Origin of the sequence: Rugosimonospora acidiphila, assembly GCF_039543385.1 — a bacterium.
Taxonomy (GTDB): Bacteria; Actinomycetota; Actinomycetes; order Mycobacteriales; family Micromonosporaceae; genus Rugosimonospora; species Rugosimonospora acidiphila.
The window spans coordinates 71513-96625 of the sequence record NZ_BAABJQ010000011.1; the positions used below are offsets into that span (position 1 = coordinate 71513).

General features: G+C 72.9%; 21 protein-coding genes and 1 pseudogene. 8 read left to right on the top strand and 14 right to left on the bottom strand.

The window, feature by feature from the left end; translation table 11 throughout:
• Window positions 1-7: 7 nt before the first annotated feature.
• Complete coding sequence (locus ABEA87_RS19785) at window positions 8-646, bottom strand: DUF1684 domain-containing protein (RefSeq protein ID WP_345631535.1); 639 nt, start codon at window positions 644-646, stop codon at window positions 8-10.
• Window positions 647-847: 201 nt separating this feature from the next.
• Here ABEA87_RS19785 and ABEA87_RS19790 point away from each other — a divergent pair, with 201 nt between their 5' ends.
• Window positions 848-1321, top strand: a complete 474-nt coding sequence (locus tag ABEA87_RS19790; RefSeq protein WP_345631537.1) for a globin domain-containing protein — start codon at window positions 848-850, stop codon at window positions 1319-1321.
• Window positions 1322-1477: 156 nt separating this feature from the next.
• Here ABEA87_RS19790 and ABEA87_RS19795 read toward each other — a convergent pair whose 3' ends face one another.
• From ABEA87_RS19795 to ABEA87_RS19810, 4 genes are all read right to left on the bottom strand, one after another.
• The gene (locus ABEA87_RS19795) at window positions 1478-2245 is read right to left on the bottom strand and encodes a hypothetical protein (RefSeq protein WP_345631538.1); all 768 of its coding nucleotides are present in this window, start codon (window positions 2243-2245) and stop codon (window positions 1478-1480) included.
• A 620-nt stretch (window positions 2246-2865) separates the two neighbouring features.
• A complete protein-coding gene (locus tag ABEA87_RS19800) occupies window positions 2866-5454 on the bottom strand; it encodes an FtsK/SpoIIIE domain-containing protein (RefSeq protein ID WP_345631540.1) in 2589 nt (862 codons plus the stop codon).
• On the bottom strand, window positions 5447-6481 hold the full coding sequence (locus ABEA87_RS19805; protein WP_345631541.1) for a hypothetical protein: 1035 nt from the start codon (window positions 6479-6481) through the stop codon (window positions 5447-5449). Before ABEA87_RS19805 ends, ABEA87_RS19800 begins: the two co-directional genes overlap by 8 nt.
• Before the next feature lie 10 nt (window positions 6482-6491).
• Window positions 6492-6752, bottom strand: a complete 261-nt coding sequence (locus ABEA87_RS19810) for a hypothetical protein (RefSeq protein WP_345631543.1) — start codon at window positions 6750-6752, stop codon at window positions 6492-6494.
• A gap of 280 nt (window positions 6753-7032) precedes the next feature.
• On the opposite strand from ABEA87_RS19810, the gene ABEA87_RS19815 reads away from it, so the two are divergent.
• The gene (locus tag ABEA87_RS19815) at window positions 7033-7875 is read left to right on the top strand and encodes a DMT family protein (RefSeq protein ID WP_345631545.1); all 843 of its coding nucleotides are present in this window, start codon (window positions 7033-7035) and stop codon (window positions 7873-7875) included.
• 6 nt (window positions 7876-7881) lie between these two features.
• Here the strand turns inward: ABEA87_RS19815 and ABEA87_RS19820 are convergent, their stop codons facing one another.
• From ABEA87_RS19820 to ABEA87_RS19830, 3 genes are all read right to left on the bottom strand, one after another.
• The gene (locus tag ABEA87_RS19820) at window positions 7882-9213 is read right to left on the bottom strand and encodes a WD40/YVTN/BNR-like repeat-containing protein (protein ID WP_345631547.1); all 1332 of its coding nucleotides are present in this window, start codon (window positions 9211-9213) and stop codon (window positions 7882-7884) included.
• A complete protein-coding gene (locus ABEA87_RS19825) occupies window positions 9206-9781 on the bottom strand; it encodes a SigE family RNA polymerase sigma factor (protein ID WP_345631549.1) in 576 nt (191 codons plus the stop codon). Before ABEA87_RS19825 ends, ABEA87_RS19820 begins: the two co-directional genes overlap by 8 nt.
• A gap of 134 nt (window positions 9782-9915) precedes the next feature.
• A complete protein-coding gene (locus tag ABEA87_RS19830) occupies window positions 9916-11526 on the bottom strand; it encodes a DUF885 domain-containing protein (protein WP_345631551.1) in 1611 nt (536 codons plus the stop codon).
• Window positions 11527-11821: 295 nt separating this feature from the next.
• Between ABEA87_RS19830 and ABEA87_RS19835 the strand changes: the two genes are divergently transcribed.
• The gene (locus tag ABEA87_RS19835) at window positions 11822-12577 is read left to right on the top strand and encodes a siderophore-interacting protein (RefSeq protein ID WP_345631553.1); all 756 of its coding nucleotides are present in this window, start codon (window positions 11822-11824) and stop codon (window positions 12575-12577) included.
• A gap of 395 nt (window positions 12578-12972) precedes the next feature.
• Window positions 12973-14664, top strand: a complete 1692-nt coding sequence (locus tag ABEA87_RS19840; RefSeq protein WP_345631555.1) for a cellulase family glycosylhydrolase — start codon at window positions 12973-12975, stop codon at window positions 14662-14664.
• 112 nt (window positions 14665-14776) lie between these two features.
• Here ABEA87_RS19840 and ABEA87_RS19845 read toward each other — a convergent pair whose 3' ends face one another.
• Window positions 14777-16219: a hydrolase gene (locus ABEA87_RS19845; RefSeq protein WP_345631557.1), complete on the bottom strand. Its 1443-nt coding sequence runs from the start codon at window positions 16217-16219 to the stop codon at window positions 14777-14779.
• 125 nt (window positions 16220-16344) lie between these two features.
• Between ABEA87_RS19845 and ABEA87_RS19850 the strand changes: the two genes are divergently transcribed.
• Entirely contained in the window at window positions 16345-17397 is a 1053-nt protein-coding gene (locus tag ABEA87_RS19850; protein WP_345631558.1) for a class I mannose-6-phosphate isomerase, read from the top strand.
• A gap of 118 nt (window positions 17398-17515) precedes the next feature.
• On the top strand, window positions 17516-18406 hold the full coding sequence (locus tag ABEA87_RS19855) for a polysaccharide deacetylase family protein (protein ID WP_345631560.1): 891 nt from the start codon (window positions 17516-17518) through the stop codon (window positions 18404-18406).
• A gap of 32 nt (window positions 18407-18438) precedes the next feature.
• On the opposite strand, the gene ABEA87_RS19860 is transcribed toward ABEA87_RS19855, so the two are convergent.
• A complete protein-coding gene (locus ABEA87_RS19860) occupies window positions 18439-18570 on the bottom strand; it encodes a hypothetical protein (RefSeq protein WP_345631561.1) in 132 nt (43 codons plus the stop codon).
• Between the two features lie 56 nt (window positions 18571-18626).
• Window positions 18627-19052, bottom strand: coding sequence for an alternative ribosome rescue aminoacyl-tRNA hydrolase ArfB (gene arfB / locus ABEA87_RS19865; protein ID WP_345631562.1), 426 nt, complete (start codon window positions 19050-19052; stop codon window positions 18627-18629).
• Between the two features lie 162 nt (window positions 19053-19214).
• On the opposite strand from arfB, the gene ABEA87_RS19870 reads away from it, so the two are divergent.
• Window positions 19215-20549, top strand: coding sequence for an acyltransferase (locus ABEA87_RS19870; RefSeq protein WP_345631563.1), 1335 nt, complete (start codon window positions 19215-19217; stop codon window positions 20547-20549).
• A 55-nt stretch (window positions 20550-20604) separates the two neighbouring features.
• Here the strand turns inward: ABEA87_RS19870 and ABEA87_RS19875 are convergent.
• A pseudogene (locus ABEA87_RS19875) lies at window positions 20605-21399 on the bottom strand (serine/threonine-protein kinase); the annotation flags it as partial.
• A 183-nt stretch (window positions 21400-21582) separates the two neighbouring features.
• Between ABEA87_RS19875 and ABEA87_RS19880 the strand changes: the two are divergent.
• Entirely contained in the window at window positions 21583-22671 is a 1089-nt protein-coding gene (locus ABEA87_RS19880) for an S-(hydroxymethyl)mycothiol dehydrogenase (RefSeq protein WP_345631565.1), read from the top strand.
• Window positions 22672-22677: 6 nt separating this feature from the next.
• Here the strand turns inward: ABEA87_RS19880 and ABEA87_RS19885 are convergent, their stop codons facing one another.
• On the bottom strand, window positions 22678-23430 hold the full coding sequence (locus ABEA87_RS19885) for a DUF427 domain-containing protein (RefSeq protein ID WP_345631566.1): 753 nt from the start codon (window positions 23428-23430) through the stop codon (window positions 22678-22680).
• A gap of 44 nt (window positions 23431-23474) precedes the next feature.
• A complete protein-coding gene (locus tag ABEA87_RS19890) occupies window positions 23475-25097 on the bottom strand; it encodes a sensor histidine kinase (RefSeq protein WP_345631568.1) in 1623 nt (540 codons plus the stop codon).
• Between the last annotated feature and the right edge of the window lie 16 nt (window positions 25098-25113).

Genomic DNA, 25113 nt, shown 5'->3' on the forward strand with positions numbered 1-25113 from the left:
GCGTCGGTCAGTGCCCGGACGGGTGGTAGACCAGCTCCCCGGCCTCGATCCGGGCGGAGACCCGGTTCTCCTGGGGAGCCAGCGGGCAGGCCCACCGATCGTCGTACGCACACGATGGGTTATACGCATAGTTGAGGTCGAGCCGCACGCGATCCGGTGCGACGATGATCACTCCTCGGCCGAAGGTGCCCTTGACGGTGTCGGTGAGGTACCGACCGCCCCCGTACGACTCGGAACCGCAGGTACCGTCCCGGAACGGCAGGAACAGGCCGCCCCCGTACGCCTCTATCCACCACAGGGTCAAAGGGCCCCACGGGGTACCCGCGACGGCCACCCGCCGGTAGTGCACCACGCCGTCCGGTCCGCCGGTGTCGATGTCGATCCCGCCGTCGGCCGGGGTCAACGGCGCCTCGACGATCGCGTCGGGGTTGGCGGGGAAGTAGTTCAGGCCGGTGAATGCCGGCCGGGACTCGGTCGGGATCGGCGACTGCGAGTGAGTGGCGAACATCTCGTTCCGGGCCGCCCGGAAGCCGGCCAGGTCCAGGCCGGACAGGTACATCTGGGCGACGCGCTCGCGCCAGTCGACCAGTTCGAGGTCGGCGGCGAGCATCCGATATGGGCTTACGGGTTCGGTCGGCTCGTTCATTCAGTCGACGGTAGCGGCGGTTCGGTCGCCTCCTCCATCCAGTCCGCCGGCCGCCCTCGGCGGGGCGGTCGAGGCTCCGGCGATCCTCGCGATTCGAGCCCTTACCGAATGAGTTCGCAAATAAACTCTCCGTCACGGGCGCCGCGGAACCGCATCGAGGGCGCTCGTTGCGCGCGATACCTCCAATCGATAGGAGACCCCGTGACCGAGTCCACAACCCGGCGTGCCGAGGACGCCCGGCTGCTCAGGGAGAGCCTCAACCTGCTCGCGCCGGTCGCGCACCAGTTGGTCGCCGCCTTCTACGATCAGCTGTTCGCCACCAATCCCGCGGTCCGGCCGATGTTCCCGGACTCCATGGACCTCCAGCGCGAGCGGTTGCTGAACGCGCTAGTCGCGCTGGCCACCCACTACGACGAGCCCGACCAGCTGGTTCCGGCGCTGACCGCGATGGGTCGCAACCACGTGCGGTACCGGGCCGAACTGCCGCACTACGCCGCGGTCGGGGAGGCGCTGATGGTGGTGCTGCGCAGGTACGCCGGCGAGTCGTGGAACGACGAGTACGAAAGCGCGTGGCGGCGGGCGTACACGTTCGCGGCCGGCACCATGCTGGCGGCCTCGGCCCTGGCGCCCTCGCCGACGGGCGCGCCGGCGGACGAAAGGACGCTCGCCGCGTAGCCGGCGCCGGCCGGATCCGCGACGGTTGGGCCCGCGCCGGCCAGGCCCACGGCGGGCGGTTCCGCGCTGGTTGGGCGCGCGGTGGGCGGCTCTGCGCTGGTTGGGCGCGCGGTGGGCGGCTCTGCGTGGGTTGTGCCCGCGGCGGGTTGGCGCCGGTCAGCCGGCCAGCAGGTACGCCGCGATCCCGATGGCGGCCACCACCACCAGCGCGGCCAGGAGCATCAGCGGCAGGACGACTCCGCGCCCGCGCTTGGTGGGGCGCACCTGGTCGAGCATCTCCCGCACCTGATCGAGCAGGTGGGCCGGGTGCTCGGTGACCGGCTCGCCGCTTTCGTCCGGGCCCGGGGCGGGCCCCAGCCGAGCAGGGTCGCGCAGCCGCATCCGGCCGGCCAGGATCAGCCAGAGCCGGGCGGACTCGGCCTCGGTGAACTCCACCGCCGCCTGCGCCGAGGCCAGCACCGACTCCGCCTCCGCGACGCGCTGCGCCGAGCGGGCCACCTCGGCCTGCGCGTTCGCGCCCTGCCGGGCGAACCACTCGTGCACCGCGGTGCGCCGCCGCGCGTGCTCGACCTCCGCCCCGGCCAGCCGGGAGATGAGTTGGGCGTAGCCGGCCGGTACGGGTTCCAGCGCGCGACCCGGGGCGGCCCTCGGCGCGGTGCGTGGTGCGCGCCCGGGCGCGCCCGCGCCCCTGGGCTCGCCGGCCGGTCGCGTTTTCGCGGTGCCGGCTGTCGCGGTGCCGGGCGTCGAGGCGTCCGGGGTCGCGGTGTTGGGCGTCGACGGCATGGGCGTCGAGGGCATGGGCATCGAGGGCATGGGCATCGAGGTGCCTGTCGGTGTGGTGTCGGTTGTCGTGGTGCCGGTCGGGTCGGCGCCGGTTTGCTCGGTGCCGGTTGGCTGGGTGCCGGTTGGCTCGGTGCCGGTCACGGGAGCGTCCCTCGGCTCGGCGCCGGTTGCCGGAGTATCGCTCGGCTCGGGGCCGCCGACTGGGGCGTTCGCTGCCGAGGCACCCGTCGGTCGGGTGTCGGTCGGTGCCGGATCGGGAGAGCCGGTCCGGATGACGGTTCCCGACGTGCCTGCGGGCTCTTCGCCGGGGGCCGCCGTGTGGCCGCCGTCCCGCTCCCGGGCCTCCTCGCGCCCCGGCGGCGGCGCAGTGCCCGTGGCCGATTCGGCTTCTGGCGCGGCCCCGGTCGCTGGCGCTGGCTCGGGTCCCCGGGTTACTGGCGCTGGCTCGGGTCCCCGGGTTGCTGGCGCTGGCTCGGGTCCATGGGTTGGCTCAAGTTCCTCGGCAGGCTCAAGTTCCTCGGCAGGCTCGGGTCCCTCGACGGGCTCGGGTCCCTCGGCAGGCTCGGGTCCCTCGGCAGGCTCGGGTCCCTCGACGGGCTCGGGTCCTGCGGTCGGCTCGGGTTCGTCCGGAGGCGTTCGGGGCCGGATGACGGGATTGCGCGGGATGGTTCTCGGCCAGGCCCAGGCCGACCCGCGCGGATGCGGTTGCGCGGAGGGCGCCTGCGGGGTGCCCGGCTCGGTACCGGGCTCGTAGGTCTCGCTCACGACAGTCCATAAGGGATGATCGCTTCGGCGGTGCGGTGGACCGTACGGTCGAAGTACAGCCCCCGCCACGGCCGCGGGTACCAGGAGGGGCCTCCCGGCTTCGGGTACAGCGCCGACAGGTCGCCACCGTGTACGTCCAGGGCGACCCAGGCGCCGATCGGATCCAGCCGCGCGCCCATTCCACCGAGATCGTCGCGCAGCCGCCCGACTCCGCGCCACCAGCCGAGCACGTGGGTACGCCGTTCCGGTCCACTGTGGAGGATGCGGCGCAGGTGGTCGTTGGGGCCGGCGGCACGGGTACGGGCGGCGTCGGCCGCGTACACGATGAGGAAGTGCGGGGTACCGCTGGCGTCGTCGACCGTTTCGGCGAACAGCTCGGCGACCGTGTCCAGGTCGTACCATTCGGTGTTCTCGGGCAGCGCGGCGTGCAGGTCGCCGGCCGGGCCCACCGCGTCCGGGTCGAGGCACGCCACCGAGAATCGGGCGGTCCCCGCCGGGAACTGGGCGGCGAGTGAGCGGCTGGAGGAGGCGAGCACGGCACACGCCTCCTCCAGCCGGGTGCCGAGCACCGCCAGGTTGCGCCCGGGCGCGCGGGGCAGCCGCAGCCTGGCCGGCTCACCGGCGACGTCGATGGTCTCGCCCAGCAGCGCGACCGGCTCCCGGCCGCCCGGTCCCGGGATGCGGTCCAGCGGGAAGTCCGGCACCGCGTCGCCGTCGAACAGCCTCGGCGGCTCCAGGCTCGGCGGCCGGCGCTCCCACAGCCGCAACTGCAGCGAGCTCCACGATTCCCGGTCGCTGGCCGCCGGTACCCGCACGATGCGGTTGCCGGGCAGGGCACCCGAGTCGGCGTTGATGACCGCGTGGTAGCGCGGGATGGACTCGGCCGCGGCGTTGTTCTCGGCCAGGATCCGGCGCGCCTTGGGCAGCGCCATGCGCAGCGCGAACTGGCCGACCAGCGCGGAGCGGCCCCACAGCGCCTCGATGCCGGAGACGTCCTGGCTGGCCAGTACCAGATGGATGCCCTGGGAACGGCCGCGCCGGGCCAGGTCCTCCAGCAGCGTGGCCGCCTCGGCGGCCAGCGCGTCGCGGCCGGACAGCAGCACCTGGAACTCGTCGACCACGGCGACGATCCGGGGCCAGTGCCCGGTCGGGTCCTCGGCGCGCAGCTCGGCCAGGGTGGTCACCTCGTGCCGCTTGGCCGCCTCGGCGCGGGCGCGCAGCTGCCGGCTCAGGAAGTGCAGCAGCGCCACCCCGAACTCGCGGTCGGTGTTCACGTTGATGCCGACCAGCCGGACGTGCGGCAGCCAGCTCGGGTCGCGGGTGCCGGGCGCGAACCTGGCGAAGGAGACGCCCTCCTTGAAGTCGAGCAGGTAGAACTCCAGCTCGGCGGGGGAGTAGCGGGCGGCCAGGCCGCCCATCCAGGCGTACACGAGGTTGGTCTTGCCGGTGCCGGACGGGCCGCCGATCAGCGCGTGCGGCGGGTAGTCGGCCAGCGTGACGTCGACCATCTCGCCGTCGGCGGCCTCGCCGATCGGCGCGGTCAGCCCGGTCGCGGCGGAGTGGGTCCACAGCTCGTCGGGCAGCAGGTCGCCGAAGGCCGCCGGTTCCGGGCCGGCCGCGACGTGCGCGGCGATTTTCCGGCAGGTGGCGGTGACCAGCTCGGCGGGTGGGGCCTCGACGGTCAGCGGCATGTCGTGGAAGCGGTCGGCGCTGACCGTCTCCAGGGTGTCCAGGAATTCGGAGTCCACAATGGACTCGATGGGAGGCCCGCGCAGGATCAGGTGTACGCCGCAGGCGACGCCGGTGCGCAGCACCCGGGCCAGCTGTGCCTGCTCGTGCCGGCTCGGCTCGTCCGCGCCCAGAAGTACCGCCACCCGCCAGTGCTCCGGCCGCCGGCCGGTCGCCTCGGCGTAGGCCCGCAGGGACGGGAACTCGCCGGCCAGCACCGTCTCGTTGACCCGCCGGATGTGGTCGACCAGGTCGTCGAGCAGCCGGCCCAGCCCGCCGGGCCCGACGAAGGTGAGCAGGCCGGCCGGGCTCAGCGGGGCGAAGCCGGCCAGCCCGCCGCCCAACTGCTCCGGGTCGTACCCGGTCAGCCGCACCGACCCGGGCGGCACGCAGCCCAGCGTGCGCAGCAGCAGCGCGGCCAGCACTCCGTCGCACTCGGCGCGCCCGCTACCGGTGATGCGCACGTGTGCCCGGTCGAGGAACGGCACCAGCGCCGGTACGTCGGGCGCAACGGTGCCCACCCGGACCGGCCCCGGTACGGCGGCCCGGCGCAGCGGAGTGGGCCGCCACTCCGGCCACGGGTCGCCGGCCGCACCGGGCGCGAGGAGTTCGGCGGCCCGGACGGCCTCCGCCGCGGTACCGGCGACGGAGGCGCGGTGCGCGACCTCCAGCTTCCGCAGGTGTTGCTGGCGCACCTCCTCGGCCCGGCGCGGCACCGCGGCCGCCGCCTCCTCGATGCGGGTGTGCCGGGCAAGGGCGGCCTCGACCCGGCCGCGGGCGGTCGCGAGGCCGGCGAGCGCCCCGGCCTGGGCCCGCGCGAGGTCCCGACGGATGGCCTCGACCAGCGAGTCACTCATGCGCGCGCCCCTGGTCGTGCTCGTCGGGCAGCGCCTGCGGTGCGTCCGCCCGAAGCGAGTCGGGGTCGCGGCCGAGCCGGGACAGCAGCACGCCGACCAGCACGGCGCTGGTGACGGCGGAGTCGGCCGGGTGGGCCGGCGGCCCCTCCTGGCGGGGCGGCGGGGTGCGGCAGACCCGGGCGAGCAGGGTGTCCATCACGCTGGGGGGCAGCTCGGGCAGCAGGTCGCGCACGGGATCCCGGGTGGTCTTCGCCAGGGTGGCCAGGTCGGCGGCGCGGGGCTGGTGCCCAAGCAGGTCGCTGGCCAGCCGGTACAGCACGGGCGGGCTGATCGCGGCCAGGCCGAGCCCGACCGGCGGAGCGGCCCCGGTCAGCTCCCGGCGCAGCGCCTCCCGGTTGCCCGACCGCGTGTGCCTGGCGACGCGGCGCAGCAGTTCGGGTGGCTCGCCGGCGCCGTTCCCGCCGCTCGCGCCGCCTCCGCCGCTCGCGCCGCCTCCGCCGCTCGCGCCGCCTCCGCCGCTCGCGCCGCCTCCGCCGCTCGCACCGCCGACGGATCCGCCGCCCGCGCCGCCACCGTTGGTGCCGCCGCCCTCGTCGGCGCCGCCCGCCGCCTCGTCCTCGGCCTGACCACCCGTGAGTACGGTGACTCGCTGCGCCCACCACCGCCCGAGGCGGCCGGCGGGCTCGGCCTCGACCTGCTCGGCCGGCCGGTTCTTGGGCTCCGGCTCATCGAGCGCCGAGCGCCAGGCCTCCTCGGGCGGACGCCTCGACTCCAGGCCCAGGCCGATGGCCGCCAGGTATTCGGCCAGTGACTCCTGGGCCACCTGCAGGGCCCGGCCGGCCTGTTCCAGGTGTTCGGTGGCGCCGGCCAGCTCCGGGACGCCGATGGACCGGCTGGACTCCTGCCGGATCCACATCAGCAGCGACGACGCGGCCCGCAGCCGCTCCAGCGCGGCGCCGACCGGTGCCACCGGCACGCCCTCGGAGGTGGCGTAGAGCACGGCACCCAGCTCTTCGATCAGCGACATCGGGGCCTACTTACAGAGTGCCCAGGTAGGTCTGTGCCTGCTCCACGGCGGTGACCGTGGCGGCCAGCGCGTCCTCCAGCTCGGTGGTGGCCTGGTTGAGCGCGGCCTGCGCGGTGTTCACCGCGTCGTGCCCGCTGCCCTCGACCGCCGCGGCGAGGCTTTGCTGCGTCTCGGAGAGCTGCTCGCCGGCCGCTCGGACTGCCGTCTGCACCTCGCCGATCTGCGCGATGACGGCGTCAATGGCCGACTTGACCTCGGCGACGCTGGCCACAGGGTGGACCTCCTGGGATGGCGGGAACTCCCATCACATCATGGCCGTCGTTCCCGACGAAAGCGACGCAGGTGGCGGGCCAATGTGATGGTCGGGGCCACGGGGGACATCGCGCCCTGCGATGGCCGAACTATCGGGTATCCGACGGAACATGGCGCCCATCGCCATGCGACGATGTCGATGTTTATCGATCTATGCGGACCGGCGTCGCCGTGACAACGGCGTCCGGCGACGCCGGAGCCGCCGTCGCAAGATCAGCCGCTACCGTTACGGTGAGCTGGTGATTTCGGGACTGCTGGCCGTCCTCGGCTCGGCGGTCTGTTACGGCGTCGCGTCGGTGCTGCAGGCGGTCGGCGCGCGTCGCGCACCGCAGAGTGCTGGCACGGTCAGTGCACGGCTGCTGGTTCGCGCGCTGCGCGAGGCGCCGTTCGTGACGGGCGTCACCCTTGACGCCGCCGGCTGGGTGCTTCAGGTGTTGGCCCTGCGCAACCTGCCGCTGTTCGTGGTGCAGGCGGGCCAGGCGTCCAATCTCGCGGTGACCGCGGTGGTGGCGGTGCCGCTGCTGGCGGCGCGGCCCAGCGGCCGGCAGTGGTGGGCGGTGGGCGGGGTGTGCGCCGGGTTGGGGCTGCTCGCCTCGTCGGCGGGCCGGCAGAGCCCGCTGCCGCCCGGCCCGTGGTTCGGCCTCGGCCTGCTGTTCAGCGCGTTGGCGCTGGCCGGGTGCGGGCTCGCGGTGCGGCGTACCCGCTCGGCCGCACGGCCGGCCATCCTGGGTTCGGTGGCCGGGTTGGGTTTCGGCATCACGGCGCTGGCCGCGCGGGGCCTGACCAGCCTGTCTCCCGGCCACCTGCTGCGCGATCCGGCGGCGTGGGCACTGGCCGTCGGCGGCATCATCGGGTTCCTGTTCTTCACCGGTGGGCTGCAATCCGGGTCGGTCACCGTGGTCAGCGCGGCCGTGGTGATGGCGGAGACGACGGTACCGGCGATCGTCGGCGTACTGGTGCTCGGCGACCATTCGCGGCACGGGTTCATACCGGTGGCGGCGGCCGGGTTCGTGCTCGCGCTGCTGGGTGCGCTGACCCTGGCCGGGTACGGCGAGCCGGCCAGGGTACAGGCCGAGGGCTGAGCGGCCTCACGGGTTCAACGCCACCCGGGTCCAGTGCGTGTGGTCCGGCGACAGCCACACCGCCGGGTAGGACGTGCTGACGACGCCGTCCGGGCCTCTGGTGTCCTCGGGGACGAGGTCGGCGTACCCACCGGGGATCGGATAGGCGTTCGGGTGGCTCTCAGTCAGCCGATGGAAGGTGCGGCCACCGTCGGTGCTCCCGTACTCGATGTAGCCGGTGGACAGCAGGGCCACCAGCGTGCCGTCCGGGCGCACGGTCAGCTGGGCCACGCTGTCGCCACCCGTCCCGGTGTCCACTGTCCCGCCGGCGGTCCAACTGGCTCCTCCGTCGGTGCTGCGGTAGACGACCTCGGCGCCGTTCTTGGGCAGGGCCACGTATGCGGTGCGCCCGTCGTAGGTGGCGAACAGCGGGGTGACCGGCTGGCCCCGGTACTCGGTGTCGGTGCCGGTGAAGGTGTGGTTGTCCCAGGTGCGTCCGCCGTTATGGCTCACCGAGACGGTACCGACACCGATCCCCGGATTCACGGTGGTGCCGTCCGGCCCCTGCGTGGTCAGGGTCACGGTCGATCCGGGCGGCACCAGCGGCACGAGGAGTCCGCTGATCCACAACCCGGCGGTCGTCGACTGCCGGGTGTCCAGGCTGGGGGCGTACATCGCCGGGTTGGGGACCACGTCGGGTGCCAGCCGCACCACCGCACCGGTGGCCGGGGAGGCGGCCGCGACGCCCACGACCAGGGGCGACGCGTCACTGGGTACCTCGAGCGGCTGCCAGCCGGACGGGATCGCGTTGACGGTGTGTACGTCGACCAGGTGCCAGGTGCGACCGGCGTCCGTGCTGGCCAGGTACCCGTCGCCGGCCGGCGAGGCGTGAGGATCCGTGAAATTCGCGGTTTTGTACGAGACGAGCAGCGTGGTCGGGCTCAGCGGGATCACGCTGAACAGCTGGCGGTCCGACGGGATCGGGATCGGTTCGCGCCGCCAGGTGGCGCCCTGGTCGGCCGACGCGGCCAGGATGTACGAGCAGTTCTTTCCGAGCTCGCACTGGGACTGGGCGAGGTAGGTGATGTACAGGTGGTTCAGGTCGCCGGCCTCGAACTCCGGCGCCATGCTGAACGGCGCCGAGGAATCGTAGGGGCTCGGCCGGCCGGAGTCGGCCGGGGCGTGGCCGGTACCCGTGACCAGGCCGGCGGCGCCGAGCGCCACCACCGCGACGGCGGCCACCCCGGCGGTGCGGACGCGGGCGCGCCGCCGGGCGGCCCGCCGGGTCACCTCGGCGAAGTGCGGCTTGTAGGCGGCCCGGACCTCGTCGACGAGGCCGGAGAAGTCGAGTTCAGGCATGGTGCGCCTCGCTGAGGCTGGGGCCGGCGGCGAGCACGCCCGGCGGGTCGGGTTCGGGATCGGGCGCCAGGGCGACCACCGGGTCGTCCTCGCCGAGCAGCTCGGACAGCGCCCTGCGGCCCCGGACGAGCCGGGCCTTCACGGTGCTCGGTGAGCAGCCGAGCACCGCGGCGATCTCGGCCACCGGCAGGTCGGCGAGGTGGTGCAGGACTATCGACTCGCGTACCGCGTGGGGCAGCCGCTGCAGCGCGGCCACCAGCGCCACCCGGTCCGGGGACAGCCCCGGCACCGACGCCTCGGGGCGGTCCACCCGGCCGGTGCGCACCAGCCGGTCGAACACGGCGCGCCGCCGGTACCGCGACCGGGCCAGGTTGACCGCGACCGTGCGCAGCCACGCCTCCGGGTTGTCCGCCCGGGCCAGCTGGCCGGGGCGCACCAGCGCCTTGGCGAACGCCTCGTGCACGACGTCCTGCGCCTCGCCGAAGTCGCCGGTCAGCGCGTACAGCTGGGCCACCAGCCGGCCGGCCGACACGGCGTAGACCTCTCGCACCTGCTCTCGTTCGTCCATCACTCGTACGACGCGCGAGCCCGGCGCCCGGTCACCCGCCGACTCTAAAATCTTGGTGGCTTTCCGCCCCTATGAGGGCGGAAAGCCACCAAGATCTCACATTTCTGAGTCGGCGGTGGGCGGGTCGGGATTGCTCAGACCCGGCGCAGCGCCTCGGCCAGGCCGGCCAGCCCGATCGGTCCGAGCCCGATCGCCGCGGTGTGCCAGCTCTTGAGGTCGAAACCGGGGCGGCGCCGGGCCTCTTCGCGCGCCGCCAGCCAGCCGCGCTCGCCCAGCTTGTACGAGATGGCCTGGCCCGGCCAGCCGAAGTACCGGACCACCTCGGCGTGCACCCGGTGCTCCTCGGCGCGGCCCCGATCCCGCAGCACCTCGCAGGCCCGCTCGAACGTCCACTGTGAACCGTCGGGTAGCGGCAGGTCCAGGTGTACTCCGATGTCGATGACCACGCGGGCGGCGCGCAACGCCGAGCCGGTGAGCATGCCCAGCCGGGTACCCGGTTCGGAGAACCAGCCCAACTCGTCGGCGAGGCGCTCGGCGTACAGTGCCCAGCCCTCGCAGTGCCCGCTGACCATCGATAGCCGCGCGAAGCGGGACAGCGAATCGCCGGCCGCTACCGTGGCGCCGATCTGCAGATGATGCCCGGGCACCCCCTCGTGGAACACGGTCGACAGCTCCGACCAGGTGGAGAACCGATCCCGGCCACCCAACGGCCACCAGGTGCGGCCCGGCCGGCTCAGGTCCTCGCTCGGCCCGGTGTAGTACGCCGCGCCGGACAGCGAGGAGGTCGCCAGGGTGACGTCGACGGTACGCAGCGGCTCGGCGATGTCGAAGTGCCTGCCCTGCAGCTGGTCGATGGCCCAGTCGTGCCGCTCCTGCAGCCAGCCCCGGTAGGCGTCCAGCCCGACCACGTACTCGGTCTCGTCGAGGATCGCGATGGCCTCGTCCACGCTGGCTCCGGGGCGGACCCGGTCGGCCTCGCGCCGCATCTCCTCCTCGATCCGGCGCAGCTCCTCCCAGCCCCACAGGTAGGCGTCGCCCGGATCGATGTCCTGGCCGAGGCTCAGCCGGGACGCGACGGCGTACCGCTCGGCGCCGACCCCGTCGGCGTCCGCCGCCTTCGGCGCGTACTCCTGGCGCAGGTAGCGGCCCATCTCGGCGTACCCCTCGTGCGCCGCGGCGGCGGCCTTGGTCAGCTCGCCGGCCAGCGGCCCGTCGCCGTAGGAGGCCACCAGGGCGTCGTGCGTGCCGGCGTACCGGTCGGCCTGGCCGGCCGCCTCAAGCGCCTGGCGCCGCGCGGCCGGAAGACCCTGCCGCAGCCCGGCGGAGAGGCTCGCGCGCCAGCTCTCCAGCATCGCCGGCACGGCCGTGAGCCGGGACGCCACGTCGCGCCACTGGTCGTCGTCGGTGTGCGGCAGCAGGTCGACGCTGTCGCGCACGCTGCCCATCAGCCCGAAGTGGGCGCGCAGCGTGCGCAGCGGTTCCCCGGACTCGTGCCAGGCGAGTTCGGCCGAAAGCCGCTCCCGCAGGTGGGCGGCGGCGTGCCGGTCGGCGTCGGAGGTCGCGGTCAGGCCGGTGAGCTTGGCCAGCGTGCCGCGGATCAGGTCGGCCCGGGCGGCGTGGCCAGCGGGGCTGTAGTCCGTGGCCGCGCCGAACTCGGCGGCGATTCCCCGGCTGCTCGCGGCGACCGGGTCGAGAAGGGCCGATGCCGTGATGTACTCGTTACAAAGATCGAAGACTGGCGTCACCGGGCCTACTGTAGTGAGGCGCCGGACCTCGCTGAACACCATGATCCGTGCCGGAGGTTTGGCCGGGCGTGTCCGGGTCGATGACTACCGACCGGCGCAGTGGCCCGACCGATCGCGCCGGCAACGGGAAAGGGTACGGAAAACGGGCGTTGAGGCAGTCAAGTCACCGGGTTCCCGCGGGTTGACATACGCCACATGCTGGTGCGATGCCAGGTTCGGGGTCGAACGTTGCGGTTACCGTAACCTGGTGACCTTACCCAGGCCCCGAACCGCTCCCCGCTTCCGTAACCTGACGGTGGCATCGAGGAGTCGGCTGACCCCGCGATCCGTGCGGATCACCCTGACCGGGGAGGATCTGGCGGGCTTTGCTACGGAAGGCCCGGCCAGCCACCTCAAGCTGGTCTTTCCCGCGCCCGGACAGGATTACCCGACCCTTCCGACCGTCGGCCCGGACGGGCTGGTCTGGCCGGACGGGCAGCCCCGCCCCCTGATGCGCACCTACACACCGCGCCGGTTCGATCCCGCGCGCAAGGAATTGGATATCGACTTCGTCCTGCATGATCACGCCGGGCCGGCGTCGGCCTGGGCCTACCGGGCCCGTCCCGGTGACACCGTGGTGATGGTCGGGCCCCGCGGGCGTTACCTACCCGACCCCGCGGTGGACTGGCAGCTCATCGCCGGCGACGAGACGGCGCTGCCGGCGATCGCCACCATCCTGGAGTCCCTGGCGCCGGGCGTGCCGGCCCTGGTCCTGGTGGAGGTGGCCGACGCCGAGGAGCAGCTCCCGCTGGACAGCAAGGCCGACCTGCGCATCACCTGGGTGTACCGGGGGGACGCGGTGGCCGGCTCGTCCCTCGAACTGGCGGTCAGCGCGGCCGAACTGCCCGACGGGCAGGGGCAGGTGTTCGTGGCCGCCGAGGCGTTGGCGATGCGCCGCATCCGCCGCCACCTGGTCAATGACCGGGGCATCGCGCCCGAGCGGTTGTACACCCGCGGCTACTGGAAGTACGGCGAGGCGGACCACCCGGACCACGACACCGGCGAGGACTAGCCGTTTCCCGGCGCCGGCCCATCCGCGCCGGCCGCACGAGAGCCCACTCGATCCATTCGCACCAAACCCATTCGCACCACTCGCCCGGCCCGGCCGACCACGCGCGGCCGGGCCGCTTCGGCCTGAACATCGCCGGTTGACCGGCCGCACGGGCCGTTCGACAATGACCGGGGAGCCGGATCAACGCGCCGCGTGCGGGCAATCCCGCGGCGCACCCGCCATCAGCCGCGACCCAGCGCACGGGCCGGACCGCGCCCGGCGGCGCCGAGCAGGGCGTCCCGCCGGGCATTGATCGGTAGCCGTGCCGCGCGGCATCCGACCAGGCATCGCGCCGGGCGGTACCGCCGAGGCCCCGCCGCGCCGCGTGCCCGCACCAGATCCGGAAGGCACCCCTCATGGCAATCCGCGCACTCCGGCCGGCCATCCGGTCGGCTCCCCGGAGGTTGGCAGCGCTGGCCGGCGCCGTCACCCTCGCCGCGACCGCGCTGACCGCGGTCCTGTTGAACACCCCACCCGCGGTGGCCGCGTCCGGCGGCACCGGTACCGGCTATCTGCACACCAGCGGCAACAAGATTGTCGACAGCACGGGCGCCACCGTGCGGCTGACCGGCATCAACTGGTTCGGCATGGAGACCGACAACGAGACGTTCCACGGACTGTGGGCCAGCGTCACCTGGAAATCCATGATGGACCACATGGCGTCGCTCGGGTACAACACGATCCGGGTGCCGTTCTCCGACGACGCGCTCAAGCCCGGCGCGCAGGCCAACAGCATCAACACCTTCGTCAACCCCGATCTGATCGGGCTGTCCCCGATGCAGATCCTCGACAAGGTGGTCGACTACGCCGGCCAGAAGGGCATGCGCATCATCCTCGACCGGCACCGACCGAACTCCGCGGGCCAGACCGCGCTGTGGTACACGCCGACCGTGCCGGAGTCGACCTGGATCTCCGACTGGCAGATGCTGGCCCAGCACTACGCGGGCAACCCGACCGTCATCGGCGCGGACCTGCACAACGAGCCGCACGCGGACGGCACCTCGCCCAACGGCACCGGCGCCTGCTGGGGCTGCGGGGACACCAGCCGGGACTGGCGGCTGGCCGCCCAGCGGGCCGGCAACGCCATCCTGTCGGTGAACCCGAACTGGCTCATCTTCGTCGAGGGCATCAGCTGCCTGGACGGTGGCAACGCCAACACCTGGGACAACATCCCGGACGACCCGTGCGGCTGGTGGGGCGGCAACCTGCACGGCGTCGCGCAGTACCCGGTGCAGCTCAACGTGGCCAACCGGGTGGTCTACTCGCCGCACGACTACGCCACGTCGGTCTCCGACCAGACCTGGTTCCACGACCCCAGCTACCCGGCCAACCTGCCCGGCATCTGGGACTACTTCTGGGGATACATCTACAAGCAGAACATCGCGCCCATCATGGTCGGCGAGTTCGGCACCACGCTTTCCAGCAACATCGACAAGGTCTGGCTGCAGAGCCTGTTGCAGTACATGGGCTCGGGGACGGGCGGCATGTCGTTCACGTACTGGTCGTGGAACCCGGATTCGGGCGACACCGGCGGCATCGTGTCCGACGACTGGGTCACGGTCAACCAGGCCAAGCAGGACATCCTCCAGCCGTACCTGATCCCGCCGGTGGCCGGCGGTACCGGCGGCACCCCGACGACCCCGCCGACCACCGGCCGGCCGAGCAGCACCCCGCCGACCAGCACGCCGCCGACCACGCCACCGAGTTCGTCGCGGCCGACCGGCCAGCCGAGCACGCCGAGCGGCGGAGGGGTTTCCTGCACGGTGGCCTTCAGCGTGGCCAGCGCCTGGCAGGGCGGCTTCAACGACAATGTCACGGTCACCAACAAGGGCACGGCCGCCTGGCACAACTGGACGGTCACCTGGACCGCGCCGTCGGGCGTGACGCTGGTCAACGCGTGGAGCGCCACCGTCACCACCAGCGGCTCCACCTGGACCGTCAAGGCGCCGGCCTGGGCCACCGACCTGGCGCCGGGCGCCTCGGCGACGTTCGGCTTCCAGGCCAACGGCTCCTCGACGCCCAACCCCACGGCCGTCACCTGTTCCTGACGCCCGACCCGTACGCGGCGGCGCCGCGCGTCCCTGGCGGAGGGGCGCGCGGCGTCGGCCGTTTCCAATAACGTCTGGTTAACGAGCGAGACGGGCCTCAGGAGACGGAATCTCAGGAGACGGAAAGTGCGGTGTCGTCCACCACGAACGAGGTCTGCTTCTGGTAGTCCTCCGCGCCGGTGAAGGTGACCGCGACGCTGCGCCCGATGTAGCTGTTGAGGTTCACGCTGTGCTGGACGTAACCGTTCGCCTTATTGAGATTGCTGTAGGTGGCCACCGTGGATCCGCCGACCGACACGGTCAGCGTGTCGTACGCGATGGAGGTGGTGGTCTCCGCCGTGTCGATGTGCAGCCAGTAGGAGAGCGTGGCGTTGGCGCAGGTGGCCGGGATGGACACGGTCTGCGAGAGGGTGTCGGTGCGGGTGGTGCCGTACCCGTCGAGCCAGGCGTCGTAGCTGCCCGCGTGGGGCGGTTCGTTGGTGGATCGGCTGATTACTCCGGACCCGGCCGTCCACGGCGAGGTGCCCGACTCGAAGCCCGGGTTGCCCAGCAGCTGGCTGGCGGTGCAGCCGCCTCCGCCGCCCCCGCCTCCGCCGCCCCCACCGCCGCCTCCGCCGCCGCTCGTGCCGGCGCCGGCCAGCCAGGCGGTCGCGTTCAGCGCCAGCGTCGAATCGGTACCGGCCGGGTCGTTCCACCCGTTGTAGAGCGTGTTACCGGACCGTCCGGTGCCGTCGTCGATCGGCGAGCTGTCACCCCAGATCGCCACCCGGCCGGAGCCGAACGTGGAGGTGGTGAAGAACGCGCCGGTGGTGCCGGTCGTGCTCGACCCGGTCCGGAAGACCAGCCCCTTGACGTTCGGGTTGTCGGCCGGGTGCAGGGTCTGCGTGCTGCCGTCACGGATGATGCTGCCGGTCGCGGTGCCGAACGAGCCGCTGAGGACCGGGTTACTGGTGTCGTGGATGGCCTTCGGGTTGTCGGTGCTGATGTCGTTGGAGTCCTCGCTGAAGCCGAACGGGTCGGTGTTGTCCACGCCGTTGTTGGTGAACAGGTCGTTGGCGACCTGCACCGAGTCGTAGCCGTCGTTGTTGCGGTCGCTGCCGGTGTGGTCCACGATCAGGAACAGGCCGCCACCGTTCTGGACGAACCGCATGATGGCGGTCTTTTCGGCGGCGCTGAAGCGCACGTTGGGCTCGGGGATGACGAATTCGTCGAAGTTCGACAGGTCCAGCGAACCGGAGCCGCCGTACGTGATGGTGTTGCCGGGCGCCAGCGTCTTGAGGCTGTACTGCCCGGTCCTCTGCAGGGCCACCCCCCAGGCCGAGAGCGCTCCGGTCCAGGAGGTCTCGCTCGTCGGGTTGGCGTTCTGTGACAACGGATCTGGCATGCTGGTACTGATGATCCAGTCAGCATTGCCCGCATCCTCCGCCTTGGTGTCGTCAAAGAGCACCCGGTGGACGGTGGCTGCGGCGGACGCGTGCGGTGCGGGTAGCAGGCCGACGGCCAGCAAGGCGGCCGCGCCCAGGATGAGGGCGCGGCGGCGCGATGGCGAAAACATAGGGCGGAGCCTATGTCGCCGATCGCAAATAATCGATAACCATAAGTAAAATGCTGGCCGGCGCGGGGTCGAACTCACCGACCGTCGCGGGCACGGGGCACGGAGGCCGGCGGAGGGAGTGACGCATGCAGCCCGTCGCGCTGGGAGCCAACCCACCGGCCACGTTCTACCGGGGCGCCGGCCGGATCGCCCGGTTCCGTAACCTGCCGGCCGCCGGCCAGACGTATCCGGAGGACTGGATCGCCTCCACCACGGCGCGCTTCGGCACCGGACGGGAGGGTGGCGCGCCCGCCGACGGGATGACCGTCCTGCCCGACGGCCGGCCGCTGGCCGACGCGATAGCCGAGGCGCCCGAGCGGTGGCTGGGACCCGGGCACGTGGCCAGGTACGGCGCCGACCCCACGATCCTGGTCAAGCTGCTCGACACCGGGCAACGGCTGCCGCTGCACGTGCACCCCGACCGCGGGTTCGCCCGCGCCCATTTGGCGTCCCCGTACGGCAAGACCGAGGCCTGGGTGATCCTCGACGCCGTACCGGACGCGGAGGTGTTCCTCGGCTTCCGTCGTCCGGTCGGCGGGGATGAGCTGGCCGGCTGGATCGCCGGGCGGGATTCGGCTGCCATGCTCGCCGCGGTCAACCGGGTGCCCGTGCGTGCCGGCGACACCGTGCTCGTACCGGCCGGCCTGCCGCACTCCATCGGCGAGGGCGTGCTGCTGGTGGAGGTGCAGGAGGCCACCGACTTCTCGGTGATGCTGGAGCAGGACGGCTTCGGGCTGGACCCGGCCACCGCGCTGCTCGGGCTGCCCCGCGACCGGGCGCTGGCCTGTGTGGACCGCAGCGGTTGGGGCGCAGACCGGCTGTCCGGCCTGCGCCGCGACCGGGCGTCGGCCGGATCGGAGGGGATCGCCGGCCGTCCCGGAGTCGCGCGCCTGTTCCCCGCGGCGGCCGACGAGTTCTTCGCCGCCGAACTGCTGCGCCCGGACCCGATCAGCGTGCTCGACCCGGGCTTCTGCGTGGTGGTGGTCGATGCCGGGCACGGGGTGCTCGAGCCGGAGGACGGGCCCGCCGTCCCGGTCGCGGGCGGCGACACGCTGGTCATCGGGTACGGGTCGGGGCAGTGCGTGCTGCGCGGAAGCGTGACCGCCATCCGGGCGCGGCCGGCGCCGATGCCGTCATGACTCGGCCCCAGCGGCCCGCCGCCGACACCGCACCGACGACTGACCGATTTGAGTGATTTTGTGATGATATCAATGGTTAGAAGATATCTCACTATGGTTTGTGCCTAACGTTGACTTTGTGAGTGAGCGGTGGAGTCCGCGGCGCCGGTACACGGCCGCGGTGATAGCGATGATGATGGTGGCGGCCGTGCTGATCGGCCTCGGCCTCGCCGGAGTCGGCAGACATCACGCGCAGACCGCCGCTCGACCGGACTCGGGCGCTCAGGCGGACCGTCCCGGTGCGGGGCCCGCGTTCCCGTCCGCCAGCCCCACGCCCTCGCCGTCGGCCCCGGTGCCGTCCGGGCCTCCGCTGCCGCCCGACCCGACCGGGCCGGACGGTGCGCTGACCGACACCGGCAACGGCAACGTCGCGCTCACCTTCGACGACGGGCCGAACCCGGACTGGACCCTCCAGGTGCTCGCCCTGCTGCGCCAGTACAAAATCCACGCGACGTTCTGCCTCATCGGCGAGCAGGTGCAGGAGTACCCGCAGTTGGTGCAGGCGATCGTCGCCGACGGGCACACCATCTGCAACCACTCCTGGGACCACGACGAGGAGATGGCCGGCAAGTCCGAGTCGTACATCCGCAGCGAACTCCAGCGCACCACCGACGCGATCGAGGCGGCGGCGCCCGGTACGCCCATCAAGTACTACCGGCAGCCCGGCGGCAACTGGTCACCGCAGATCGTGCAGATCGCCACGGAGATGGGCATGAGCTCGCTGGATTGGAGCGTCGACCCGCAGGACTGGACGGTGCCGGCGGTGTCCACCATCGAGAACACGGTGCTGAGTCAGACCACCACCGGTTCGATAGTGCTCATGCACGATGGTGGCGGCGACCGCAGCCACACCATCAGCGCGCTGGGCGTACTGCTGCCCAACCTCGAGCAGCGGTTCCACCTGCAGCCGATGCCGACCGTGGTGCCCAGCCAGGACCCGGACGAGATCAAGCCGAGCAACGCCGCCTGAGGGGTCCGGGCCGGCGCCCGGCCCGGGTGTGCTCAGCGCTTGCCCTTGCCCTTGCCGAACATGGCCCGGATCGCGGCGTAGATCAGCAGCAGTCCGAGGACTATTCCGACGAACCTGACTCCGGGCAGATCTTGGGCGCCGTCGGCGAGGATCTGTGCGCGCATGTACCGACTCTGACAGATCAGCCCGGCGACGGGTAGCGACGCGGCCCGGCGCCGGCTTACTCCTCGGTGCCGCGGCGCTGCTGCTTGAGTTGGCCGCGGCGCTTCTTGGCGTCGAGCCGGGCCTGCACCTTGCCCCGGGACGGCCGGGTCGGCCGGCGGGCCTTGGCCGGCGCCGCCACCGCCTCGGCCAGCAGGGCGACCAGCCGGGCCTCCGCGGCCCGCCGGTTCTGCAGCTGCGAACGGTGCTCCGACGCGGTCACCACTATCGCGCCGTCGATCAGCCGCGAGCCGAGGCGGTCCAGCGCGCGCGCCTTGAGATGATCCGGCAGGGCGGTGGTACCGGCGAGGTCGAACCGCAGCTCGACCCGGGAGTCGGCGGTGTTCACCGACTGGCCGCCCGGCCCGCCGGAGCGGCTGAACCGCCAGCTCAACTCGCTGCGAGGGATGGCGACGGAGCGGGTCACCGGCAGAAGATCGGCCACCCTGCCAGCATGCCGTACCGCTCAATCCCACCGCGCCGCGACCGACCATTCCCCGGCGTGACCGCCCGCGAGGCCGCTACCAGCGGCTTGGCGTTGACTTCCCAGGCAACTCCTACCCATACCAGGTTGCGTCGCGGGCGAATTGCGGCAAGCTGGACACCGATGCGAGTGCCAACCAGTTCGGCCGAGGCCGCCATTTCCTCCACCAACCAGCGTCCGGTGCCAGCCGCCCCGGAGGGGCGTGGCGGGCGCTCGGCCGCGCCTCGATCCGCCTCGGCCGCGCAGACCCGGGACGGCGGTCGGCCGCGGCCGGCCAGGCTTCCGCAGATCGACGTGATGCGGTTGTTGATCTGCGCCTCCGTCGTGGCCACCCACGTCGTGTCCAACGCCAACCCGATGGAGAGCGGACCGGCCAACGCGGTGGTCAACGTCCTGCACTACACCCGGCAGGCGTTCTTCTTCATCAGCGCGCTGGTCCTGGTCCACGTGCACTGGTCGGACGTTCGGGCCGACGGCCGGGTGGACAGCACGCCCGGTTCGCTGCGCCGGCGAGTCGCCGTGCTGGGCGTGCCGTACCTGGTGTGGAGCACGTTCTACGCAGTACTCGGGCTGGTCACCGCCTACTCCGGGGGCGCGCTGCGGCAGTTGCCGTGGACCTGGTTCGTCGGGTTGTTGCAGGGCACCGACGGCTACCACATGTACTTCCTGCTGGTCAGCGTCGAGTTCGCGCTGGTCTTCCCGGTGTTCCTCAAGCTGCTGCACGCCACCCGGGGGCATCACGGCCGGCTGTTGATCGTCTCCGGCCTGCTGGAACTGGCCACCATGGCGCTGTTCCACTACGTGTACCAGCCGGAGGGCTGGTGGCGCGCGTTCGTCGGCGAGTCGAGCCTGACCGCGTACCAGTTCTGGGTGATCCTCGGCGGCGTCACCGCCATCCATTTCGGGCGGTTCCACGCCTGGGCGATGCGCCGGCGGCTGGTGGTCGGGTTCGCGCTGGCCGGCGTGTGCCTGGCGGCGACCGGGCTGTTTCTCGGCGCGGTGCAGGCCGGCGAGCCGCCCGAGTTCGCCGGGCGCTCGCTGCAGCCGATCACGGTGCCGCTGAGCCTCGCCGCGATCGCGGCCTTCTACCAGGTCTCGGTGTGGCTGGCCGGTCGGCGGTGGTCGGGCCGGATAGTGGCCTCCGGCACGTACCTGTCCTTCGGCATCTACCTGAGCCATCCGGCGATCCTGACCGGCCTGCTCTACCTGCAGCGCCGGCTGCCGGCCGGGGTGGCCCGGCACGCGGTGACGGTGACCTTCACGATCTGCGTGCTGGACTTCCTCCTCGCGGTGGCGGTGGCCGCCCTGCTCAGTCGCACCCCGTGGAGTAAGGCGCTGATCGGGCGCGCGCGGCGGCGGCCGGCGCGGCGTGTCGCGGAGCCGGCCGGCGCGCCCGGCGCCGCGACCGAACCGCCGGGGCCTGGGCAGCGGACGGAGTCGGTCGGCGCCAGCGGATGAGCTGACCCGGCTCGGCGGCCAGCATGGCCCAGAGCGCCAGCGCGACGGTGGCGCTGTCCGGCCGGCCCTCGGGACGCCTGGCCATGCAGTCCCGGCACAGCTCGGCCAGCCCGTCCGGCAGCTGCGGCACCAGCAGCACCGGGACCGGGGCGCTGTGCCGCAGCCGGGCCGCGGCCAGGTCGCCGTCCGGCCCAGCGCTCGGGTAGGGCGAGCGCCCGGTGAGCATCTGGTACAGCACCACGCCCAGCGCGTACACGTCATCGGCGGGGGAGTTGGCGATGCTGGCACGGCGGGCGGGCAGCGGCCCGGCGGCGCGGGCCATGGCGGAGACCGGCTCGACGGTGGTGGCCGCGCCGAAGTCGATGATCTTCACGCCGTTCGACGTCATCATGATGTTGCCGGGGGTCAGGTCGCGGTGCACCACCCCTCGCCGGTGCGCGATGGCCAGCACGTCGGCGATGGTCGCCGCTGTCCGTACCGCCTCCCGCCAGGGCAGCGCCCCGCCGGCGAGCCGGCCGGCCAGCACCGCGCCGGTCAGCAGCTCCATCGCGACGTAGGGCACGCACCGGCCGTCCGGCAGTGGCGCGTCGCCGAACCCGTACACCTTCGGGACGCTGGGGTGGCGCAGCCGCTCGGTGATCACGGCCTCCTCGTGCACCCTGATCCGGGCGCGGGGATCGCCGGCCAGGGCGGGCGCGAGCAGCTTGACCGCGCTGCGCACGCCGCGAAGTGTGTCGATGGCCTTGTACACCACCGAGACGCCGCCATAGCCGATTGGGCCGAGCAGGACGTACCGGCCGACGATGGCGGTACCCATCCGGAACCATGACACCGCGCCACTATCGCCCATCGCGATCTCGGGTGGCAAGACTCAGATTGGAACTTGCGAATATTCCGAGATCAACGCCGACCGCCCGAATGTCCACAAGGGATAGTCGCGGTTTTTCCCGAGGGCCCGCGCGCACCGGCCGTTGTCGCGAGGCGGCCGGCTCTGATAGGACGGTGGTACCTCGTCGACGGAAGGAAGCCCAGCATGCCCAGTCAGGTCTCTGCGGTGGTCGCCATGGCCAAGGACGCTCCGGTCACGGTGGAGACCATCGTGGTGCCCGACCCCGGTCCGGGCGAGGCGCTCGTCGCGGTGCGGGCGTGCGGCGTCTGCCACACCGACCTGCACTATCGCGAGGGCGGGATCGGCGACGACTACCCGTACCTGCTCGGCCACGAGGCGGCCGGCGTGGTCGAGGCGGTCGGGGACGGGGTCACCGACGTGGCGCCCGGCGACTTCGTGGTGCTCAACTGGCGCGCGGTCTGCGGCCAGTGCCGCGCGTGCCGGCGGGGTCGCCCGTGGTACTGCTTCAACACCGCCAACGCCACCCAGAAGATGACGCTGGCCGACGGCACGCCGCTGTCGCCCGCGCTGGGCATCGGCGCGTTCGCGGCCAAGACGCTGGTCGCCGCCGGCCAGTGCACCAAGGTCGACCCGCAGGCGCCGGCCACGGTCGCCGGCCTGCTCGGCTGCGGGGTGATGGCCGGCCTCGGCGCCGCCATGAACACCGGCAACGTCGGGCGCGGCGACAGCGTGGCGGTGTTCGGCTGCGGCGGGGTGGGCGACGCGGCGATCGCCGGCGCGAGCCTGGCCGGCGCCACCACCGTCATCGCGGTCGACGTGGACGACCGCAAGCTGGCCTGGGCCCGCGACTTCGGGGCCACCCACGTCATCAACTCCCGCCAGACCGAGCCGGTCGAGGCGATCCGGGCGCTCACCGGCGGCAACGGCGTGGACGTGGCAATCGACGCGGTGGGCCTGCCGGAGGTGTACCGCAGCGCGTTCTACGCCCGGGATCTGGCCGGCACCGTGGTGCTGGTCGGGGTGCCGCGGCCGGAGATGACGCTGGAGTTGCCGATGCTCGACGTGTTCGGTCGCGGAGGCGCACTCAAGTCCTCGTGGTACGGCGACTGCCTGCCCAGCCGCGACTTCCCCACGCTGATCACGCTGTTCCAGCAGGGCCGGCTGCCGCTGGACAGGTTCGTGAGCGAGACGATCGGGCTCGAGGATGTCGAGGAGGCGTTCGGTCGGATGAGCCGGGGCGAGGTGCTGCGCAGCGTGGTGGTGCTGGACTGACGCGGGTCAGCTGAACAACGTCCGGGGCCGCTCCTGCCGCACCCCGTCGAGGTCGATGTCCACCTTCTCGTTGTAGAAGCAGGCCAATCCGGCGATCTTCTGGCTCTCCGGCAGGGGGGTGCGGTAGATCCACACCAGGTCCTCGTGCAGGCGCCCCTCGACCTCGATCGACCAGTACGCGGCGGTGCCCTTGTACGGGCAGTGGGTCTGGGTCTGCGAGGGGCGCAGCAGGTCGGTGCGGAGATCGCCGATCGGCAGGTAGTAGCGCGGCGGCAGGCCGGTCTCGAACAGGATCCGGGGGTTGTGCGAGTCGGCCAGGGTCACCCCGTCCAGCTCCACGCGCACGTGCCGCCCGCTGCCCAGGATGTCCACCCGGGTGTACGGGTCGCGGGGGTGGGTGTAGACCGGCTCGTCCTCCTCCAGCCACTCGTGCATCGCACCCCAGTCCAGCCGGACCGCGGTGCGCAGCGCCTCGACGGGCGAGTCACGGTACCAACGGGCCGCCCCGGCCGCCGTGCCGCGCTTGGTCACCACGTTCAGCACGTCGGCGTCGCCCCGGCTCGGCGAGTGGTCGGTGGCGCCGGTGCCGCGCAGCTCGGCCAGCACGTCGCCGGAGGGGATGTAGTAGGTCGGGTAGTAGGGCACCTCCCACACCAGCAACGGCCGCAGGGTGTCGGCGACCAGCTCCCCGTTGAGGTACGCGCGCACCCGCTTGTGGCCGGTCTCGACCCGTAGCCGTCCCCGCCTCTCGTCGGTCATGCCACCAGTCTGCCCGATCCGCCGCCGGCAGACCGGGCGACTACTCAGCCCCGCGGCGAGCCGGTCAGCTCGATCGGGTAAGGCCCGTCCCCGCCGTCGGCCCCCTGGCCGCCGTGCTTCCGGCCGTCGACCCCCTGGCCGCCCGGCTCCTCGTCGCACGCCTCTTCGTCATCGGCGGGGGCGCCGGGCGGCGTGCGCAGCGGCAGCAGGGCCCGGAACGCGGACCCGGCGCCGGGGGCGGTGCGCAGCTCGGCCCGGCCCCCGTGCGCGGTGACGATGGCGGCCACGATGGCCAGCCCCAGCCCGGCCCCGCTGGCCCCGCTGGCGGACTCGGCCTCGGTGGCGGATGCGGTGGTGCCGGCCGGCGCGGCGGCCCGCGAGCGGCTCGGGTCCGCCCGGTAGAGCCGCTCGAACACGTGGACCGCCTCCGCGCGGGTCAGCCCCGGCCCGGTGTCCACGACCTCCAGGACGGCCAGCGGCGTGCCCGGGTCCGGCTCCCGCCCGACCGCGGCGGTCGGCTCGCCGTCGGACGGGCGCACGGTGTCCACCCGCACCGTGATCGCGGCCTCGGCCGGGGTGTGCTGGAGGGCGTTGGCGATCAGGTTGGTGGCGACCTGGCGCAGCCGGGGCTCGTCGCCGTACACCATGGGCGGCTCGGGGGACGGCTCCAGCCGGATGAACCGGCCCGGTACCCGGGCGTGCGCGTCGCGTACCGCGTCCATCGCGATGGCCAGCAGGTCGACCGGCGAGCGGTCCAGCGGCCGCTCCTGGTCCAGCCGGGCCAGCAGCATGAGGTCGGCCACGAGCAGCGCCATCCGGGCGGCCTCGGACTCGATCCGGCCCATCGCCTCGTCCAGCGCCGGGCCGGGCGGGGCGCCGCCGCGCCGGTACAGCTCGGCGAAGCCCTGGATCGAGGTCAGCGGGGTGCGCAGCTCGTGCGAGGCGTCCGCGAGGAACTGGCGCAGCCGCTGTTCGGACGCGGTACGGGCGGCCAGCGCCGCCTCGATCTGGCCGAGCATGGTGTTCAACGCGATGCCCAGCCGGCCCACCTCGGTGTGTGGGTCACTGCCCTCGACCCGCCGGGACACCTCGCCCCGGGCGATGGCCTCGGCGGTGTCCTCCATATGGGTCAGCGGGGCCAGGCCGAGCCGCACCACCGAGGCGGCGGCCAGCCCGAGCAGCAGGAGCATCAGCAGGGTGACCGCGGAATCGATCGCGGAGAGCCGGTCGGCGGTCGCGTCGACCTGGCGCAGCGACACCGCGACGGCGACGACGTCGCCGTCCTCGCGGTGCGCGGTCTGCACCCGCCACGGGTCGCCCCTGCGCGTGTTCCGGGCCGTGTACGGGCCGGCGTCGGCCCGGTCGGCCAGCGCCCCGAACGAGCCCAGGTCGGGCGCGCCGCCGCCGCTGTCGGCGCTGCCCCGCACCAGCGAGCCGTCCGGCGCGAAGATGTAGACCCGAAGCTCGGGGGAGAGGTTCTGCAGGAAGCGCGGGCGGGCGGCGGGCAGGTCCGGCTCGTTGGCCGCCGGGGTGTGCTCGTAGGCGCTCACGGTGCTGGCCAGCTGCTGGTCGATGCGGCCGAGCAGGTAGGAGTGCAGCAGGAACAGGCCGGCCAGGTTCGCCAGGATCAGCGCGACGCCGGCCAGGCTCGCGATCGCCGCCACCATCCGGGACCGCAGGCTC

What these genes read in the sequence shown, in the direction of transcription:
- ABEA87_RS19785 (WP_345631535.1), bottom strand. Translation starts at nt 646, where the DNA reads ATGAACGAGCCGACCGAACCCGTAAGCCCATATCGGATGCTCGCCGCC.
- ABEA87_RS19800 (WP_345631540.1), bottom strand. Translation starts at nt 5,454, where the DNA reads ATGAGTGACTCGCTGGTCGAGGCCATCCGTCGGGACCTCGCGCGGGCC.
- ABEA87_RS19805 (WP_345631541.1), bottom strand. Translation starts at nt 6,481, where the DNA reads ATGTCGCTGATCGAAGAGCTGGGTGCCGTGCTCTACGCCACCTCCGAG.
- ABEA87_RS19820 (WP_345631547.1), bottom strand. Translation starts at nt 9,213, where the DNA reads ATGCCTGAACTCGACTTCTCCGGCCTCGTCGACGAGGTCCGGGCCGCC.
- ABEA87_RS19825 (WP_345631549.1), bottom strand. Translation starts at nt 9,781, where the DNA reads ATGGACGAACGAGAGCAGGTGCGAGAGGTCTACGCCGTGTCGGCCGGC.
- ABEA87_RS19840 (WP_345631555.1), top strand. Translation starts at nt 12,973, where the DNA reads ATGGCAATCCGCGCACTCCGGCCGGCCATCCGGTCGGCTCCCCGGAGG.
- ABEA87_RS19845 (WP_345631557.1), bottom strand. Translation starts at nt 16,219, where the DNA reads ATGTTTTCGCCATCGCGCCGCCGCGCCCTCATCCTGGGCGCGGCCGCC.
- ABEA87_RS19850 (WP_345631558.1), top strand. Translation starts at nt 16,345, where the DNA reads ATGCAGCCCGTCGCGCTGGGAGCCAACCCACCGGCCACGTTCTACCGG.
- ABEA87_RS19860 (WP_345631561.1), bottom strand. Translation starts at nt 18,570, where the DNA reads ATGCGCGCACAGATCCTCGCCGACGGCGCCCAAGATCTGCCCGGAGTC.
- ABEA87_RS19870 (WP_345631563.1), top strand. Translation starts at nt 19,215, where the DNA reads ATGCGAGTGCCAACCAGTTCGGCCGAGGCCGCCATTTCCTCCACCAAC.
- ABEA87_RS19880 (WP_345631565.1), top strand. Translation starts at nt 21,583, where the DNA reads ATGCCCAGTCAGGTCTCTGCGGTGGTCGCCATGGCCAAGGACGCTCCG.
- ABEA87_RS19885 (WP_345631566.1), bottom strand. Translation starts at nt 23,430, where the DNA reads ATGACCGACGAGAGGCGGGGACGGCTACGGGTCGAGACCGGCCACAAG.
- ABEA87_RS19890 (WP_345631568.1), bottom strand. Translation starts at nt 25,097, where the DNA reads ATGGTGGCGGCGATCGCGAGCCTGGCCGGCGTCGCGCTGATCCTGGCG.